At 71.8% G+C, this 17,592-nt stretch carries 11 protein-coding genes and 2 pseudogenes; 9 read left to right on the top strand and 4 right to left on the bottom strand.

Annotation, left to right across the window (positions count from 1 at the left end; translation table 11 throughout):
- Positions 1–1,014, bottom strand: a 1,014-nt coding sequence (locus tag AC13HU_RS11260; protein WP_483041661.1) for a glycosyltransferase, incomplete at its 3' end; no start/stop codon positions are given.
- Positions 1,015–1,234: 220 nt separating this feature from the next.
- Here AC13HU_RS11260 and AC13HU_RS11265 point away from each other — a divergent pair.
- The 7 genes and pseudogenes from AC13HU_RS11265 to AC13HU_RS11295 form a co-directional block, all read left to right on the top strand.
- Complete coding sequence (locus AC13HU_RS11265; RefSeq protein ID WP_483041662.1) at positions 1,235–2,572, top strand: alpha/beta hydrolase; 1,338 nt, start codon at positions 1,235–1,237, stop codon at positions 2,570–2,572.
- A 167-nt stretch (positions 2,573–2,739) separates the two neighbouring features.
- Positions 2,740–5,916, top strand: coding sequence for a glycosyltransferase (locus tag AC13HU_RS11270; RefSeq protein WP_483041663.1), 3,177 nt, complete (start codon positions 2,740–2,742; stop codon positions 5,914–5,916).
- Positions 5,917–6,056: 140 nt separating this feature from the next.
- Positions 6,057–6,539 (top strand): VOC family protein, encoded by a 483-nt coding sequence (locus tag AC13HU_RS11275; RefSeq protein WP_483041664.1) that lies wholly within the window; start codon positions 6,057–6,059, stop codon positions 6,537–6,539.
- Between the two features lie 113 nt (positions 6,540–6,652).
- Positions 6,653–8,185 carry a hypothetical protein gene (locus AC13HU_RS11280; protein WP_483041665.1) on the top strand — a complete coding sequence of 511 codons (1,533 nt, stop codon included), beginning with the start codon at positions 6,653–6,655 and terminating at the stop codon, positions 8,183–8,185.
- A 296-nt stretch (positions 8,186–8,481) separates the two neighbouring features.
- The gene (locus AC13HU_RS11285; RefSeq protein WP_483041666.1) at positions 8,482–8,859 is read left to right on the top strand and encodes a hypothetical protein; all 378 of its coding nucleotides are present in this window, start codon (positions 8,482–8,484) and stop codon (positions 8,857–8,859) included.
- Between the two features lie 104 nt (positions 8,860–8,963).
- Complete coding sequence (locus AC13HU_RS11290; RefSeq protein ID WP_483041667.1) at positions 8,964–9,689, top strand: dienelactone hydrolase family protein; 726 nt, start codon at positions 8,964–8,966, stop codon at positions 9,687–9,689.
- 103 nt (positions 9,690–9,792) lie between these two features.
- Positions 9,793–10,126 (top strand): annotated as a pseudogene (locus AC13HU_RS11295) (RidA family protein); the annotation flags it as partial.
- Between the two features lie 254 nt (positions 10,127–10,380).
- On the opposite strand, the gene AC13HU_RS11300 reads toward AC13HU_RS11295, so the two are convergent.
- Together AC13HU_RS11300 and AC13HU_RS11305 are read right to left on the bottom strand one after the other, a co-directional pair.
- Positions 10,381–11,037: a response regulator gene (locus AC13HU_RS11300; protein ID WP_483041668.1), complete on the bottom strand. Its 657-nt coding sequence runs from the start codon at positions 11,035–11,037 to the stop codon at positions 10,381–10,383.
- Positions 11,034–12,191, bottom strand: coding sequence for a sensor histidine kinase (locus AC13HU_RS11305; RefSeq protein WP_483041669.1), 1,158 nt, complete (start codon positions 12,189–12,191; stop codon positions 11,034–11,036). The genes AC13HU_RS11300 and AC13HU_RS11305 overlap by 4 nt, the downstream gene beginning before the upstream one ends.
- A 159-nt stretch (positions 12,192–12,350) precedes the next feature.
- On the opposite strand from AC13HU_RS11305, the pseudogene AC13HU_RS11310 reads away from it, so the two are divergent.
- Together AC13HU_RS11310 and AC13HU_RS11315 are read left to right on the top strand one after the other, a co-directional pair.
- Positions 12,351–13,112 (top strand): annotated as a pseudogene (locus tag AC13HU_RS11310) (ABC transporter ATP-binding protein).
- Between the two features lie 15 nt (positions 13,113–13,127).
- A complete protein-coding gene (locus tag AC13HU_RS11315; RefSeq protein WP_483041670.1) occupies positions 13,128–15,686 on the top strand; it encodes an ABC transporter permease in 2,559 nt (852 codons plus the stop codon).
- Positions 15,687–16,026: 340 nt separating this feature from the next.
- Here the strand turns inward: AC13HU_RS11315 and AC13HU_RS11320 are convergent, their stop codons facing one another.
- Positions 16,027–17,361, bottom strand: coding sequence for an MATE family efflux transporter (locus AC13HU_RS11320; RefSeq protein ID WP_483041671.1), 1,335 nt, complete (start codon positions 17,359–17,361; stop codon positions 16,027–16,029).
- Positions 17,362–17,592: the final 231 nt, after the last annotated feature.

A 17,592-nucleotide genomic window follows, 5' to 3' on the forward strand; every position in this document is an offset into this window, starting at 1 on the left:
CGCGGCGGCGACGAGGGGGCCGTTGTCGGCGTCGGGGCGGCTGGGGGTGGTGACGCCGGCGCCGGCGGCCTCGATGTCCGGGGAGAGCCCGCCGGTCGCGGCGGCCACGACGGGGACGCCGACGGACATCGCTTCGAGCAGGGAGACGGCGAACGGCTCGACCACGGACGGCAGGACGTAGACATCGGCGTCGCGCAGGCGGCGCAGCACGTCGTCGTGACCGAGCGGGCCGGGGGTCTCCAGGGCGTGCCCGACGCCGAGTTCGGCGGCGAGCGCGCGCAGCGGCCCGGTGAGGTCGCCGGTGTCGGGTCCGGCGAGGACGAAGCGGGCGTCGGGGTGGACGGCGAGCACCGCGGGCATCGCGGCCACGAAGTCCTCGGGTCGTTTCCGCTTCTGGACGCGGGCGAGGTAGAGGATCGTCGGCGGGCGGTCACCGGTACGCGGCGGGCGGCGGTCCTGGCGGACCACGCCGTTGACGAGGCGGTGGAAGGTCGTCAGCGGGGCGCTGGGCACGACCGCCTGGACGCCGTCGCGCTCCATCGCGGTGAGGTGCAGGATCGCGTCGGCCCGGCGCAGCACCCGCTTCATGCCGAGCAGGTCGACGGCCTTGGCGAAGAGTTTCTCGGTGGGGTCGATCATGCCGTGCGTCTGCACCACCAGCGGCACCCCGGCCTCCAGGGCGATCAGCGCGAACGGCAGCGTGATCAGGTCCCGCATCAGGTGCACATGCACCACGTCCGCGCCCTTGACCATGCGGCGCGCCTTCGCCAGCAGCCCCGGCGAGGTGATCCCGCTCACCTCGAACGCGGGCAGCAGGTGCCGGGCCTGGTGGACGAAGGACGGCACGCCTTCGAGTTCGGTGGGCAGCGGACCGGTGAAGCCGTCGCCGAGCGTGGCGATCCGGGCGTCGACGCCCTTGGCCCGCAGCCCCCGCGACAGATTCAGCGCGACCCTGGTCGGACCGCCGAAGTCGTTGGTGGGCGTGTGCAGGGTGACCACATGCAGGACTCTCACGTACGCGACGCCTCCCCCTGTGCCGCTTCCCCTGGTACGGCGCCGCGCGCCGCCCCGGCGCCCCCGACACCGTCGCTTCACCCTAGCCGCGGGGGGCGTCCGGGGTAGGGCATCCCGGTGATCGGGAACCGTTTGAACATCGTCACACTCTTCGCACGGAACGCACTGGGTCCCTCAGCCCTCTAACCGTACGGAAACGGAAAGAAAAGGGGGGAGCGACATGAGCCTCACCAGTTGGTCGACGGCCTACGTACTGGCCGGCCTGGCAGCCGTATGCGTGGTGCTCACGGTGTGGACATGGCCGCGCCTCGCACGCACCGGGTGGCTGTCGGTCACAGCACGGTTCGCCGTGATCGGCGTGACCCAGCTCGTGACGGTCACCACGCTGCTCGCGGCCGTCAACGCCGACTACCAGTTCTACGGCTCGTGGAGCGACCTGTTCGGCACCGGGAAGACGGCGCCGGTCGCGCTCAGCCCGGACGGCTCCGGTACCTCCGTCGCCAGCAACACCCCCCTGATCGAGCCGGGCGACACCTCGCTGCTCAAGGGTGTCAGCGGCATCCCGAGCGCCCCGGCCTCGACCAACGGCCGGGTCGAGTCGGTACGGGTCATAGGGCGGCGCACCGGCGTCATCGACCCGGCGTTCGTCTACCTGCCGCCGCAGTACTTCCAGAAGGCGTACGCCCGCCAGCGGTTCCCGGTGATCCTGGCGATGAGCGGCTACCCGGGCAGCATCTACAACCTCGCGCAGGGGCTGCGGGTCTGGCAGATCTCCCAGCAGCTGATGAAGCAGGGCAAGATGCAGCCGACGATCATCGTGGAGATCCGGCCGACGATCGCGCCGCCGCGCGACACCGAGTGCGTGAACGTGCCGGGCGGGCCGCAGACCGAGACGTTCCTGGCGAAGGACCTGCCGGACGCGCTCAAGGCCACCTACCGGGTCGGCCACAGCGCCACCGCCTGGGGCGCCCTCGGCTACTCCTCCGGCGGCACCTGCGCGCTCCAGCTCACCATGCGCGACCCGACCGTCTTCACCTCGGCGGTGGCCCTGTCCCCCGACTTCGTCATCAAGCAGGACATCACCACCGGCAACCTGTTCGGCAGCGGCCTCGCCCGGCAGAAGCGGATCGACTCCCACGACCTGTTCTGGCGGCTGAAGCACCTGCCGATCCCGCAGGTGTCGGTGCTGGTCGCCGCGAGCAAGCACGGGGACGAGCACATCTACCCGAAGGCGCAGGAGTTCCTGCAGATGGCGAAGCCGCCGATGCGGACCGCGTCGATCTTCCCCGACCACGGCGTGCACAACTTCAGCACCTGGACGAGCGAGATGCCGGCGGCGCTGACCTGGCAGAGCCAGCAGCTGATCTTCCCGCAGGACGTGGTGCCGCGGCACGTCACCAAGGGTGCGAGCAAGGGCAAGGACAAGGGCAAGCCCACGGAGTTGCGGGCGGGCGGGAAGCCGCCGGCGTCCACGACCGGGCACGGCAAGAAGCACTCGGCGGACCAGAACCCGGCCACGCCCGTCGAGACTCCCACGCGGAGCGAGCGACGCCAGTAGCCGGTGGCCGGGGGCGGGTGGTTGGTAGGCGGTGGCCGGTTCGCGCGGCACGCGCGCACGGTGCGGCGGCGACGTCGGGTATCGGCGTCGGCGTGGCGCGGCCGGCCGGTCCGCCGCGCGTAGGATGAACCCATTCGGTCGAGTTGTCACAATTCGGGGAGAGTAGCGTGCCCTTGCAGGTCACCGTCATCGTGCCCACGTACAACACGGGTTCGCTGATCGAGCCGCTCATCGCGGCGTTGAAGAGCCAGACGATGGCGCGCGGTGACTTCGAGGTGCTGTTGATCGATGACGGTTCGACCGACTCCACCCCTGACCGGCTGGAGGAGTTGGCCGCCGCCGACCCGCTCTTCCGTGTGGTGCGGCTGGAGAACACCGGCTGGCCCGGGCACCCGCGCAACGTGGCCGTCGACATGGCGCGGGGCGAGTACGTCCAGTTCGTGGACCACGACGACAGCCTGGGGCCGGAAGCCCTGGAGCGGATGTACGCGATGGGCAGCCGCAACCGTTCGGACATCGTGATCGGCAAGGTCACGATCACCCACAAGCTGCGCGGGGCGCCGCAGGCGCTGATGAGCCGGAACCGGGAGTCGGTGACCTACCGGACGGCCGCGCTGCACGACAGCCTCACCGTGCACAAGATGTACCGCACGGCGTTCCTGCGCGAGCAGGGCATCCGCTTCCCGGTGGGCCACTACGTCGGCGAGGACCTGCTGTTCATGGTGCCGGCGGTGCTGCGGGCCGAGGCCGTGTCGATCGTCGGCGACTACCCCTGCTACTACTACCTCGAACGTGAGGACGGCGGGCACGCGACGCCCGACCGGCTCGACCCGGCCTCCTACGCCGGCAACCTCCGCGAGATCTTCGACGCGCTGCTCGCCGAGACCGAACCCGGGCCCGTACGCGACACGTGGCTGCGCCGGTTCTGGCGGGCCGACATGGTCAAGTACCTCAGCGAACCGATCTTCCCGGCCTACCCGGACGGCGACTACCGCGAGCGGCTGGTGGAAGCGCTGCGCTCAGTCGCGGCCGACTATCTGACGCCGGAGGTCTACGACGGGCTCGTCGGACTGGAGCGCCCCCGCGCCGAGTTGGTCCGCGCCGGGCGCACCGCCGACCTGCTCACGCTGGCGCGCCGCGCCGCCACCTTGCGGGCCGACGCGACGCTGACCGGCGCCTTCTTCCATCGTGAGCGGCTGCGCCTGGAGTTCGACGCGTCCTTCGGCTACGGGGAAGAGGGCACACCGCTGACGGTCGAGCGGCGCGAGGGCAGGTACCTGCTGGACCCGCGGCTGACCGAGGGCCTGGGCCTGGAACCGGTGGACCTCACCGAACACCTCGCGCGCTTCAGGGTGGATGTCCTGCTGCGCCACCGCGGCACCGCCGTGAAGTGGATGCTCCCACGGGACATCGAGGTCGTCTGGGAGGAACTGCCGCCCCGGCCCGACGGGGTGGAGCGGTTGCGTCCGGTGATCCGGGCGACGGCGACGGTGGACCCGCGCCGCGCGGCCGGCGGCAACCCACCGGACGCGGGCAGTTGGGAAGTCCAGGTCCGCGTGCTGGGCCCCGGCCTGGACCGCATGACCGACCTGGCGACGCCGGCCGGCGGGCCGAGCGTACCGACGGCGGCGGTCGGCGGGCTCCGCGTCGGTGCCGCGCCGTCGCAGGCGGAAACCGGGGCCGATACGGCCGCCCCGGTCGTCCTGCTGGTGGCGCCCGGCGATGAGCCGGCCCTGCCGGCCGGGACCCGGGTCAGCGTCATCGTCCGCGCGGTCGACGACGCCGAGCAGGTGGCGGCGAGCCTCGCGTCGCTGGCCGCGCAGGACTGGGACGAGGGCACCGTCGAGGTGCTGGTCGCGGCCGGCCCCACCGACGCCGTACCGGAGCCGCCGCCCGCGGGCGTACGCGTCGTACGGGCCGAGACGGACCCGCGCGACGCTGCGGCGGCCGAGGCCCGCGGCGGGTACCTGTTCTTCCTCCGCGCCGGCGACCGGCTCGCCCCCGAAGCGCTGCGCCGCCTGCACGCGTACGGCCTGGCGCACGACGCCGACGTGGTGGCGGGCAGGTTGGCGGGCGCCGAAGGGCGGTCCGTGCCAAAGGAGTTGTACGCCCGCGATCGGCCGGACGCCAAGCTGTCCCGGGACCCGCTGGGCGACAGCCTGACCGCGGAGAAGCTGTTCGACACCGCCATGGTGCGCCGGCACGGCCTGCGGTTCGGTTCGTCCACCGCCCCCTTCGACGAGCAGGCGTTCACCGTGGCCGCGCTGCTGCACGCCCGCCGCACCGCCGTCCTCGGGTCGTACGTCTGCTGCTCCTACGCCCCCACGCGGAAGCCGGCCGATGCCGCGCCAGCGGCGTACTACGCGGGGCTGCGCGAGGTGATGGCGGCGGCCGACGCGCTCACCGAGCCGGGCGCGGCCCGCGACCGGCTGCACCGCCGCTGGCTGCGGATCGAGGTGCTGGACCGGATCAGCGGCCCCCGGCTGCTCGACGCGGACGAGGCGGAGCGCGCGGCACTGCTCGCCGAGGTCAGGCGGACGCTGGAGGAGTGCGCGTCCGCCACCGCCGTCGAGGGACTGCCCGCGCACCGGCGCGTGATGCTGTCGCTCGTCCGCGCCGAGCGGACCGTGGAACTGGTCGAACTCGTCGGCTGGGAGCGGACGTTGACGTGCCTGCCGACGCTGCGCGACGTGGCCTGGCGGGACGACGGCACGCTGGCGGTGACGTTCGCCGCGACCCTGGCTGCGGACGGGCGACCGGTCGAACTCGCCGCCGGGCAGGAGCGGTTCGCCCCCTCGGGGGTGTCGCCCGCGCTGTACGAGGCTTTCGGGGAGCAGGAGTTGGCGGGCGCGGCCCGCGCCGGGCGGGTGACGGCGACGCTGGTGCTGCGCGAACGGGAGACGGGTGCGCGGTATCCGCTGGAGACGGCGTGCACGGTGGAGCGGACTGCCGCGGAAGCGGGCGGGGACGGCGGGGACGGCGCCGAGACCGTGACGGTCACCGGCACCGCCGTCCTGGACCCGGCTCGTGTCGTGTCGGGGCGACCGCTCGCGGACGGGGCGTGGGACTTCCATGTACGGCTGGCCGCCCTCGGCTGGACGAAGTCGGCCCGGCTCGGCGGGCGGCGGCTGCCCGAACTGGTCGCGCCCCCGGCCGCCCGGCCGCACCCGGAAGGCGAGGGGCGGACGGTGGCGCCGTACTGGACCAAGCCGCAGCAGGACCTGTCCCTGCGCGTGGGGCGCCCCGCACCGCCCGCGCCCGTCCCGGCCCCGGCCGCGTCCGCCCCTGCCACGCCACGCGCGGTACTCGGCAAGCTGGTCCGCCGACTCCGCCGAAAGGGCTGACATCGCGGGCGAATGCGGCCGGCGGCGCGCGCACCGATGAGTTTCGCGCCGCCGATCCGTCGTACTAGGTGGGGCAAAGAGCGCGGCGGGCCGGCAGGATCACGGCGCACCGCACACCACCTACGACCACGGAGGAAGCGATGACCAGCGGAAAGTTCACCACGTGCCTGTGGTTCGACGGCCAGGCGGAAGAGGCCGCGGACTTCTACCTGTCGGTGTTCAAGGACTCCTCGCGCGGCGTGGTCGGCCGCTACACGGAGTCCGGTCCCGGTGAGACGGGCACCGTGATCACCGTGGAGTTCACGCTCAACGGGCAGCAGTTCATGGGGCTCAACGGCGGGCCGCAGTTCGCCTTCAGCGAGGCGATCTCGTTCCAGATCGACTGCGCCGACCAGGCCGAGGTCGACTACTACTGGTCCCGGCTGACCGAGGGCGGCGGCGAGGAAAGGCCGTGCGGCTGGGTCAAGGACCGGTTCGGGGTGTCCTGGCAGGTCGTGCCGAGCGTCATGGGCACGCTGCTGACCGACCCGGACCGGGAGAAGGCCGACCGCGCGATGGCGGCGATGATGAAGATGGGCAAGCTCGACATCGCCGTGCTGCAGAAGGCGTTCGACGGTTCCTGACCCGGCCGCAAATTCCGGTGCCGGTCCTTGGCGGCCGGGCCGACCCTCGTGTACCCGCCCCTGCCCCGCCCGTGCGGCCTAGACTCGCCGCAGGCCGCAGGGGAAGGGGGGCCATGGCGCTCGACGTGTCGCGGGACGGGCAGGATGCGCGGTCCGCGCCTGGCGGCCGTCCACGGCCGGGCCGGCGCGAGGCGTGGGCGCGCGGGATCACCCGCGGGGTGCGGCGGGCCGTGCTGTCGCGGGCGCTGGCCCTACCCCTGGTGATCGCGCTGGTCGTGCTGCTGCCCGGCTACGTCCTGACGCAGCCGGGCCCGGGCCTGCGCGACGCCGGGTTCTGGCTGCAACTGGCGCTGACCTGCTACGCGGGCGGGCGGCTGTGCGCGATGGCGCTGACCCGGCGGCGGCGCCTGGTGCAGGGCGCGTTCTGGCTGTTCGTCTACGTGGCGATGGGGGTGGCGCCGCTCGCGCAGGAGGTGATCGGGCAGGTGCCGACCCCGGTGGTCGGTGCCCGTTCCGACACGGTGCTGGCGATCTCGCTCACCCTGGTCGGCTGCGTCGCCTACGACGTGGGCGCGCTGGCGGCCCGGTTCCAGCCGCCGGACCGGTTACGGCGGCCCCGCCCGCAGGCGCAAGTGGCCCGGCGCCGGCTGTGGTTGCTGATCCTGGTCGCGTACGCGGGCAGCGCCCTGTGCATCATCAGACTCGGCGGCCCCGCGGTGTTCTTCACCAGCCGCCAGGGCATCAGCGAGACCGTGCAGGCCAGCGGGCTGACCGGCGCCAGTGGTGACAGCCACGTCGGCTCGGCGTTCATCCGCGGCTTCGGCACGGTGCCCGCGCTGCTGGCGCTGCTGATCCTGATCCGCTGGATGACCACCTCCCGCCGCGCCCGCCGCAACCTGCCCGCGCTGGTCGCCCTCGGCGGCCTGGTCATCATCAACGTCATCGTCAACAACCCGATCTCCAACCCGCGTTACTGGTTCCTGACGGTGGTCTTCGCGATCCTGTTCACCGCGTTCCCGCGCAGCCCCGCGGTCTACCGCACCGCGCTGGTCGGCGGGGTCGTCGCGGCGCTGCTGCTCTTCCCGTTCCTGGACCGCTTCCGCTACAACTCGGGCGGCTACCACCCGGTGCAGTCCACGTCCGTACTCGACCCGCTGACCATCAAGGACTACGACCAGGTCGGCATGTTCGCCAACACCCTGACCTACGTGGAGTCCGGCACCGGGCACGCGCACGGGCGCCAACTCGCCGCCGACGTCTTCTTCTTCGTGCCGCGCTCGGTGTGGCACGGCAAGCCGCTGGACTCCGGGGTGCTGGTCGGCCGCTGGATGGGCATGACCAACACCAACCTGTCGTCCCCGCTGTGGGCCGAACTATGGCTGGACTTCGGCCCGTTGGGCATGACCGGCGGGTTCCTCCTGCTCGGGTACGCCTGCTCGCGCACCGACATCCGCTACGCCCGCCGCACCCTGGAGGGCGGCCGCCCTGGCACCCTCGCGGCCGTGGTGGTACCGATGGCCGCGGGCTACTCCTTCATCCTCCTGCGCGGCCCCCTCCTCCAGGCCGCGGGCCGCATCGGCATCGCCCTGTTCTGCCTGGCACTGGTCGGCACGTTCAGCAAGGACCCGCGCAGGGCGCTGCGCTAGCGACAGGGGGTGCCGGTAGGAACCGTGTCACCGGCCGCAAACGGCGGTGATCAGTCCTCGGGCCTTGTGGGTCGGGGCAGTTCCGGCGTGCTCGTCGCCTCAGCGAGTGCGAGGCGACCGCCCTTCAGCTCGGGCACGTAGTTGTCGATCGTGTTCCTGGAGACGCCGAGAGCTTCGCGATCGAGGTGACGGTGTTCTCCGGGCGGGCGAGCAGGTCTGGCTCGGTGAGTTTCGACTCCGTTGAGGGCCTTACGGTGGGAGTATCGGAGTGCATCGGCTAGCCCTGGATGGCTCAAGTGCCCTTTGCGAAGGTCGAGTTGCGCGCCGCGATCCGCCATGACGCTCGGGCCGAAGGGCTGTCCAGCAGGGCTTTGTCGGCCAAGTACGAAGTGGGCCGGCGGACGGTCACAATGGCGCTGGAGTCGGTGTGGCCAGCACCGCGCAAGCAGCTTCCGCCCCGGGGCTCGCGCCTGGATGCGTTCAAGGCGACGATCGACGGAATCCTGCGGGAGGACCTGGACGCGCCGCGCAAGCAGCGGCACACCGTCAAGCGGGTCTTCGACCGGCTCATCAACGAGCACGACGCGCAGGGCGTGACGTATTCGATGGTAGGTCCACGTACCGTGGCCAGGGCAGGTGATCCGATAATGCTGCCGCGGGAACGGGGTTTGTGACGGATCTTGTGAGCTATCGCCGCATTTCAGAGGCACACCCGCGCTCTTCTGCCAGCGGTGAACACAGGTCCGGCCAGGCTCGACGATCACTATCGTCCAGACTCATGACGACGATCACAACGCGCACGGTCGAGTACCCGGCCGACGGTCTGACGATGATCGGGCACCTCGCACTCCCGGCCGGCGTCGACCGCCGGCCCGCGGTGCTGCTCGGGCCGGAGGGCACGGGGCTCAGCGACGTCGAGCGCCGCCGGGCCGATGCTCTCGCCGAGCTGGGATACGTAGCGCTGGCCTTCGACCTTCACGGCGGGCGCTATTTGGGCGACCCCGAGGAGATGCTGGCCCGTTGCATGCCGCTGCTCGCCGACCCCGACCGGATGCGGGGCATCGGTCATGCGGCGCTCGACGTGTTGCGCGCCGAACCGCGGACCGACCCCGACCGGATCGCCGCCATCGGCTACGGCACCGGGGGCGCCGTCGGGCTGGAACTCGGGCGCGACGGCGTCAACCTGCGCGCGATCGGGACAGTCAACGCAACTATCACGGGCCGACCGGGTGAGGCGGCGCGCATTCGCTGCCCGGTGTGGGCCGGGGTCGGGTCGGAAGACCCGATCATGCCGCCCGCCCAACGGGACGCGTTCACCGCGGAGATGCAGGCCGCGGGCGTCGACTGGCGCCTCGTGGTCTACGGCGGCGCCTTGCACGCCTTCCACCACCCGTCGGTCGACCACACCGTGCGTCCCGGCGTCGGCTACCACCCACGGCACGCGCAGCGAGCCTGGCGCGACATCGTGGACCTGCTCGCCGAGTGCCTACCCGTGACGGAGTGATCTGGTCAGGAGGCGCGAGACGACCGACCGGGCCGGCCGCCGTAGTTCTTCGGGAAGGCAAATCACGGTGCGTGTTGGCAGCGGGTCCACCAGAGTCGCGGGCATGAGTGCGAAGATCACCCGTATCAACCCTGACCAGTTGCACGAAAACGCCCGGTTACCACCACATCACCGTAGTCGAGGCTGGCCGGACCGCCTGCTTGGCGGTACAGTGCCCGCTCGACCGCCATGGATCCCTCGTCGGCCCGGGTTCCCTCGACATGCAGATCGACCAGGTCGCGGCAAACGCCCTGACCGCTCTGGCAGCGGTCGGCGCCCAGCCGCAGCATGTCGTCCGCTCGGTGATCTACGTGCGCAGCGATGACACCGACAACCTGGGCGCCGCGTGGCGCCGCCTCACCATACTGGCCATCCCACGCCGAGCGACAAGATCATCTGAGACTGGTCGTCGTGAACTTCGGCGAGCGACAACGCCAACCGATATTCCGGCCTCGACCTTTCTCACACGTCCTTGCATCCGCACTGGTCACGGGGTTGGTCACCGGCAAGATCGAATGAGACGGGACAAGTGTGGCGGCTGAGGTCCACGGTGGCCGGGGCGATCGAGAACAGCCAGGCCCGCAGGCGTCCTCGTTGTCGTAAGCGGCGGTGGGCCAGATCGCAGACCTGGGCTGACCTGCTTGCTGCCGGGTCATGGTGAGGACGACACCAGGCCCGCTCTGTAAGCGATGATCACGAGCTGGACACGGTCGCGGGCGTCGAGTTTGGTCAGCAGCCGCGCCACATGGGTCTTGGCGGTGGCGTGACCGATGAACAGCTCGGCCGCGATCTCGCTGTTGGACAGGCCGCGCCCGACGAGTGTCAGCACCTCGCGTTCCCGCTCGGTGACGCCGTCGAGTCGCTGCGGAGGGGCCGCGGCCGCGGGACGGTTCGCGAACTCCTCGATCAGGCGGCGGGTGACGCTCGGCGCGATGAGGGCGTCGCCGGCGGCCACGACGCGGGTCGCGGTGAGGATGTCGTCCAGCGCCATGTCCTTGACCAGGAATCCGCTGGCCCCCGCCCGGAGCGTGGCGTAGACGTTGTTGTCGTCGTCGAAGGTGGTGAGCATGAGTACGCGCGGCGCTGGGGCGTTGGTGGTGATCATCCGGGTGGCCTCGATGCCGTCCATGCCGGGCATCCGGATGTCCATCACGACGACGTCGGGCCGGAGTTCCCTGACTATCCGGACTGCCTCCGTGCCGGTTCCGGCCTCGCCCACGATCTCCAGATCGGGGGCGTCGGCGATGACCATGCGAAGGCCGGCTCGTACGAGGGGCTGGTCGTCGGCGAGGACGATGCGTACGGTCATCCCGGCAGCCTGGCTGTCACCCGGAAGCCGCCCTCGGGGCGCGGCCCGGCGCTGAACTCGCCGCCCAGCAGGTCTGCTCGGTCGCGCATTCCAGTGATGCCGTAGCCGGTGCCGTCGGTCTCGGCGTCGGGCGGCGCGCCGGTGCCGTCGTCGACGACCTCGACGGCCAGCTCGCCGGTGCGGTAGTCGACGTTCACCTGGCAGTGGCGGGCGTTCGCGTGGCGGACCACGTTGGTCAATGACTCCTGGATGATGCGGAATGCCGATTGGTCCGTGTCGGGTGGCAGCGGACGTCTCGTGCCCTGCCAGCGCACCTTTACGTGGAGTCCGGCCGTGGCGGTGCCCTGCTTCAGCCGGTCCACGCCTGCCATGCCCGTCACCGGTTCGGGTTCGGTCCGGTGCAGCGTGCCGAGCATTTGGCGGAGCCCCACGAGGGTCTCCCGGCTGGTCAGCTCAATCGCGTCGAGCGCTCTGCAGGCTCCCTCGGGCTGGGTCTCGATGACCCGCTTGGCCGCACCGGCCTGGATCGCGACCACTCCGACGCTGTGGGCGACCGTGTCATGCAGCTCCCGGGCGATCCGCAGGCGCTCCGCCTGCACCGCCTGGGCGGCGGCCTGTTCACGCAGCCGCTCGGCGTACTCGCGCCGCTGGCGGATCGAGCTGCCCAGCGTCCAGGAGACCAGGGCGACCGAGGCGATCGGCACCGCGGCCTCGGTCACACCGTGCGCCCAGCCTCCGTTCGTGATCCGCCAGCCGCTGATCTGCGCCGTGAGGACCGCGACGGCCGCCATGGCAGTGGTGCGACGGCTGCGGTCGGCGGTGGCGGCGATGTAGAGAAGCAGTATGTCCGCCGTCGGGAGCAGCAGGGCCCACGCCCAGGGAGCGAGCGCCGCAGCCGCCAGGGATTCGGTGAGGACCAGGCCCAGGACCGGCAGTGGTCGGCGTCGGGCCGCTGCGAGCGGCAGCGCCAGGCCGACGGCCAGCGCCAGGCCGGCCCAGGGGCCCTGCAGGAAGGGGGCGGCCTCGGGCCCGCCCTGTTGCTCCAGCAGCCACAGGGCCAGTGCGAACAGCAGGGCCGCGCACCAGGTGAGGACCGGCCATGCGCCTGGCGGGATGCGTCCCAGCAGCGGCGGCCGGGGCTTGATCTCTTCCACAGGCCGAGCGTAGGCGGGCACCCGGCTCTCGGCGTCGCCCTACAGGCGTACGCCTGCGGCATTACGGACCACCCAACGGGTCCGCTGAGGGCCGGACGCCCCCAGGACCCGGCTTGGGCGAGCGTGGACGGCGTTCCGAGCTCCACCGAGAGGACTCCGATGGTGATGGACACGATGACGACGACCACGTACGCGGCGGCTGCCCGAGCCCGTGGGCTGCACAAGGTCTACGGGGAGGGGGAGACCCGGGTCCTGGCCCTTGACGACGTCAGTGTGGAGTTTCCGCGCGGCGAGTTCGCCGCGATCATGGGTCCCTCGGGATCCGGCAAGTCCACGCTGATGCACTGCATGGCCGGGCTCGACAGCGTGACCTCCGGCTCCGCGACGATCGGCGATGTGGAGCTGGTCGACCTGAAGGACAAACAGCTGACCCGGCTGCGCCGAGACAGGATCGGGTTCATCTTCCAGGCATTCAATCTGGTGCCCACGCTCACCGCGATGGAGAACATCACGCTGCCTGGGGACATCGCCGGGCGCAGGCCCGACAGGGACTGGCTGACACGGGTCGTCGACGCGGTGGGCCTGGCCGACCGGCTGAAGCACCGCCCCGGCCAACTGTCCGGCGGACAGTAGCAACGCGTGGCCTGCGCCCGCGCCCTGGCAGGAAAGCCCGAGATCATCTTCGCCGACGAACCCACCGGGAACCTCGACTCGCACGCCGGCGCGGAGGTCCTGGCGCTCCTCGGATCCTGCGTGCGCGACTTCGGCCAGAGCGTCGTCATGGTCACCCACGACCCGGTGGCCGCCTCCCACGCGGACCGAGTGGTCTTCCTCGCCGACGGCCGCATCGTCGACGAACTGCGGGCGCCCACCGCCGGCAGTGTGCTGGACCGCATGCGCCGACTCGACCGCGTCGGCTGACGGGGGCCGTCACCCATGTTCCGTACCGCACTGCGCAATGTCCTGGCCCACCGCGGCCGGCTCCTGATGACCACCCTGGCCGTGCTGCTCGGCACCGGCTTCATGACCGGCACCATGATCTTCTCCGACAGCATCCACCAAGCCGCGAACAACAGCCGGAGCAAGGACTTCACCGGCATCTCGGTCCAGGTTGCCGACGACACCGCCGGACTCCCCTCCAGCGCCAGGCAGAACAGCACCAAGAGCTCCGCCCGGCTCACAGAGGCAACCGTCCGTCGGATTGCCGCGCTGCCGGGAGTCGCCGGGACCCGCGCGGTGGTGAGCGGCACCGCTGCCATCGCGGACAAGAACGGCAACATGATCGGCGACATCATGAGAAGCACAGGCGCCAACTTCGTGCCGGATGCCGCCGGGAACGATGCGCGTTACCCGATGTTCCAGGGCCGAGGACCGCACACCGCGACCGAGGTCGCCCTGGACCGGGGCACCGTCGAGAAGGCGGGCTACCGGCTCGGTGACACCGTCCGCATCGCCGCCAACGGCCCTGCCATCAGCGTCACCCTGACCGGCGTCTTCTCCTCTGACGCGCCAGCGGTCCGTTCCGGCAACCCGCTGGCCCTGCTGGACACCCAGTGCGCCCGGCAGGTGCTGTCGCTGGCGCCGGACCAGTACAGCAGCATCGACGTCACCGCCGCCCCCGGCACCTCCGAGACCGCACTACTGCACGCCGTCACCCCGCTGGTCCCGGGCGGCAACCAATTCCGAGCCGAGACCGGGGCGCAGCTGGCCGCGCAACAAGCCGAGAGGCTGGCCCAGAGCGGCAGGAGCCTGGCCACCATGCTGACCACCGCTGCCGGGATCTCGCTGTTCATCGGCATCTTCCTCATCGCCAATACCTTCACCATGCTGGTGGCCCAGCGCACCCGGCAGCTGGCGCTGCTCCGGGCCATCGGCGCCGGGCGCAGCCAGGTCACCCGCTCCGTGCTGATCGAGGCGCTCCTTGTCGGTCTCACCGGCTCCACCGCCGGACTGCTCCTCGGCATCGGCATCGGCGCCGGTCTCGTAGCGGGGGTGAAGTCCCTGGACGCGGACCTCCCCAGAGCCGTCATGGTCATCACCCCGACAACCATGCTTATCACCCTGCTCGTCGGCACCCTGGTCACCGTCCTGTCCGCCGTCCTGCCAGCCCTGCGCGCCTGCCGGATCCCCCCGGTCGCCGCGCTGAGCAGTGGCGAGCAACCCGCCACCCGGCGAAGCCTGCTTCTTCGCAACCTCCTCGGCTCCCTGACCGCCGCCGGCGGCCTCGGCCTGGTCCTGCTGGGCAGCACCGAGAGGGGCGCCACGGCGCGCTTGCCGCTCATGGCGGGGGCGCTCCTCGCGGTCCTCGGCATCGTGCAACTGCTGCCGCTGCTGTCCCGCCCGGTGATCGCTCTGGCCCGCCCGCCGCTCGCCCGCCTTTTCGGCACCCCCGGCTCACTCGCCGCGCTCAACGCGATCCGCAACCCGCGCCGCACCGCGAGTACGGCCGCCGCGCTGACCATCGGACTCACCCTGGTCACCGCAATGACCGTGATCGGCGCCTCGGTCTCGGATGCGATCGACCGTGCCGTGACCCAAGAGATGGCGGCGGACTACGCCGTCACCCCGCTCACCGGCACTCTGGACCCGAGCATCGTGACGTCGGTCTCCAAGGCCCCGGGAGTGGTCGCCTCCAGCCCGGTCACCGATGTGGAGTGGCGGATAGGCGGCGTGCGGACCGAGGCGAAGGGCCTGGACGCCGACAGCGCCGATCAGCTGATCCGGCCGAGCATGAGTCAAGGGGCGGCCACGGCACTGAAACGGGGGCAGATCCTGGTGGACTCCGACTTCGCGGTCCGGCACGGACTGGCCGTCGGCTCCACCGTGGCCGTGGCCGCCCCGCACGGGACCGGCGCCCGCCTCACCGTCGGCGGGGTGTTCGCGCCCAGCCGGATGCTCGCCCCGGTACTCCTGCCGGGCGGAGTGGTCACCGCCCACCAGCCGCACGCTCCGGCCCAGCAGATCCTGGTCAAGGGCGCGAACGGGGCAACCCCCGCGTTCAAACAGGCCCTCAAGGACGCCACCGGCAAAAGCCCGGTGATCGAGGTCGAGAACAAGCAGGACCTGAGGGACGGGTTCGACCGCACCATCACCTTCGCCCTCAACTTGCTCTACGCGCTGCTCGGGATCTCGTTGCTGGTCGCGGCCCTGGGAGTGGTCAACACACTGGCAATGGCTGTGTTCGAGCGCAGGCGTGAGCTCGGCCTGCTCCGGGCGATCGGTCTGGACCGCGGCGGCGTCAAGCGGATGGTACGGCTGGAGTCGGTGCTGATCTCCGTCTTCGGCGCGGCGATCGGAATGGCCTTCGGCGTCTTCCTGGCCTGGGCGGCCGGCACCACCATGACCGTGACCCTGCCAGAGCTCCGCACTGTCTTGCCCTACTCCAAGCTGTTGCCAATGCTGCTGGCCACCGTTCCGGTCGGCCTGGCCGCCGCCCAATGGCCGGCTCGCCGGGCCGCCCGTCTTGACGTGCTGGACAGCATGACCGCGGACTGACGGCCCGGCCTGCTCCGCAGGTCACGCCGGATCACCCGGCGCCCGCCGCGTGCCGCGTGCCGCGTGCCGCGTGCCGCCACAAGCAGCGGAGCGCCCTCGTACTGGATGTACTTGGCGTTTCGCCAATGCCCGAACCCGCCGACGCCTCGGGGTCCACGGCGAAGGTCATCACGGTACGAACGGTGCTGAACACGGCCCACCTCCACAGGGGTGCCTCATCGCGCCGAAGCCGTCGGAATCGTAGATGCCGGTCATCGGGCCGGTGAGGAGTTCGAGCAGGATGCCGGCCCTCTCCTGGTCGGGGGTGGCCTCCTTGAACTGGCGGGCGAGGCGGCACCGTTCACGCGGAGTCCGTCGACAGCCCGTCCGATGGCGCGGCCGACCGCGGGGCCTGGCCCGGGTCGGGCGCATCGATTGCCGTACGGCGCTCGGCGGCGATGCGCAGCCAGAGGGCGACGGCCTTCAGCGCGGAGCCGAGCGCCAGGCCCCAGGCGGCGCCGAGCACGCCGTCGAGCCGGTAGCCGCCGAGCATGAACAGCACCGAGGCGAGCGAGAAGACCACCTGGATGGGGAGCGTCGCGCGCGGTCGCAGCACGCGCAGGGTCAGCAGGGCGCTGGTGCCGAGCGCGATGCACGCGTACTGGCTGCCGGAGGCGGGCAGCAGCCCGGCGGACGCGGCCCAGGTGTCGCCGAGCAGCGCCCGGCCCGCGTGCGCGGGCAGCAGCATGAGCACGGCCGTCCACGCGGTGGCGACCGCGGCGAGCGCGACGGCGAGCGCGACGGTGGCGCGCACCTTGCGGTCGGTGCCGCGCACCCGGTTCAGCAGCGGTGGGCCGAACGCGGTGACCGAGTTGAACAGCACGTTCATCGGCCCGAACAGGGTGGTCGCGCCGCGCAGGGCGCCCACCGCGAGCGGCGCCGCGAACAGGCCGAGGCCCACCACGGCGAGCTGGCTGGTGGCGTTGCCGACGCCGAACTCGACCACGAACCGCCGGCCAAGGTGGCCGCGCCGGACGTACGGCCGGATGTCCACCGGCGGCCGTACCTCGCCGGGCGCGGCCCGCAGCCGGCGCCGCAGCAGGGCGGCGCCCACCAGCAGCGCGGGCAGCCCGGACACCCCCCACACGGCCACCAGCCGTACCGCGTCCGCGCCGTGCGGCTGCATGGCCAGCGCGGGCACCGCGACCAGCAGCCGTACGGTGTCGGCGGCCAGCGCGAGGTGCGGCAGCCGCAGCGCGGAGAAGCAGTACCGCATGCCGTCCTGGGTGAGCACCACCGGCAGCACCAGGCCGAGTACGGCCAGCCCGCGCGCGGTGGAGCCGGGTACGAACAGCAGCCCTGCGGCCATGCCCCAGCCGAGGACGGCGGACGCGGTCGCGGTGAACGCCACGGCGGAGCGGCAGGCGGCCCGCACCCGGCGCAAGCCGCGCTCCAGTACGAGGGCCTGGCCGACGTAGGAGACGTTCACGCCGAGCAGCACCGTGAAGACCATGTAGACCATCGAGAACACCGCGAAGCCGGCCGCCGTGGACAGCCGGGCGGCGACCACCAGCACGATGATGTTGGTGAAGGCGGCGACGCCCTGGTCGGCGACGGAACTGGCGACGGCGGCCACCCCGCGGCGCCTGCCGGCAGGGCCGTCCGGTTCCGGGTCGATGTCACCGTCCGCGTCCATGTCACCGTACGGGTCGGCGTCACCGTACGGGTCGGCGTCACCGTACGGGTCGATGTCGTCGTCCGCGTCCATGTCCGCGCGCGCGATCAAGTGGGCTTCACCGTAAGGGACTTCGGCCAGGCTCGCGGATTCGCGCGGATCGCCGTACCGGTCGTCGTAGGGGGCGTCGTACGGGGCGGGGCGCGGCGCCGGGGCGCCGCCGGCGCGCTGCGGGGGTTCGGCCCCGGGTAC

Source organism: Streptomyces sp. NH27, assembly GCF_056859195.1.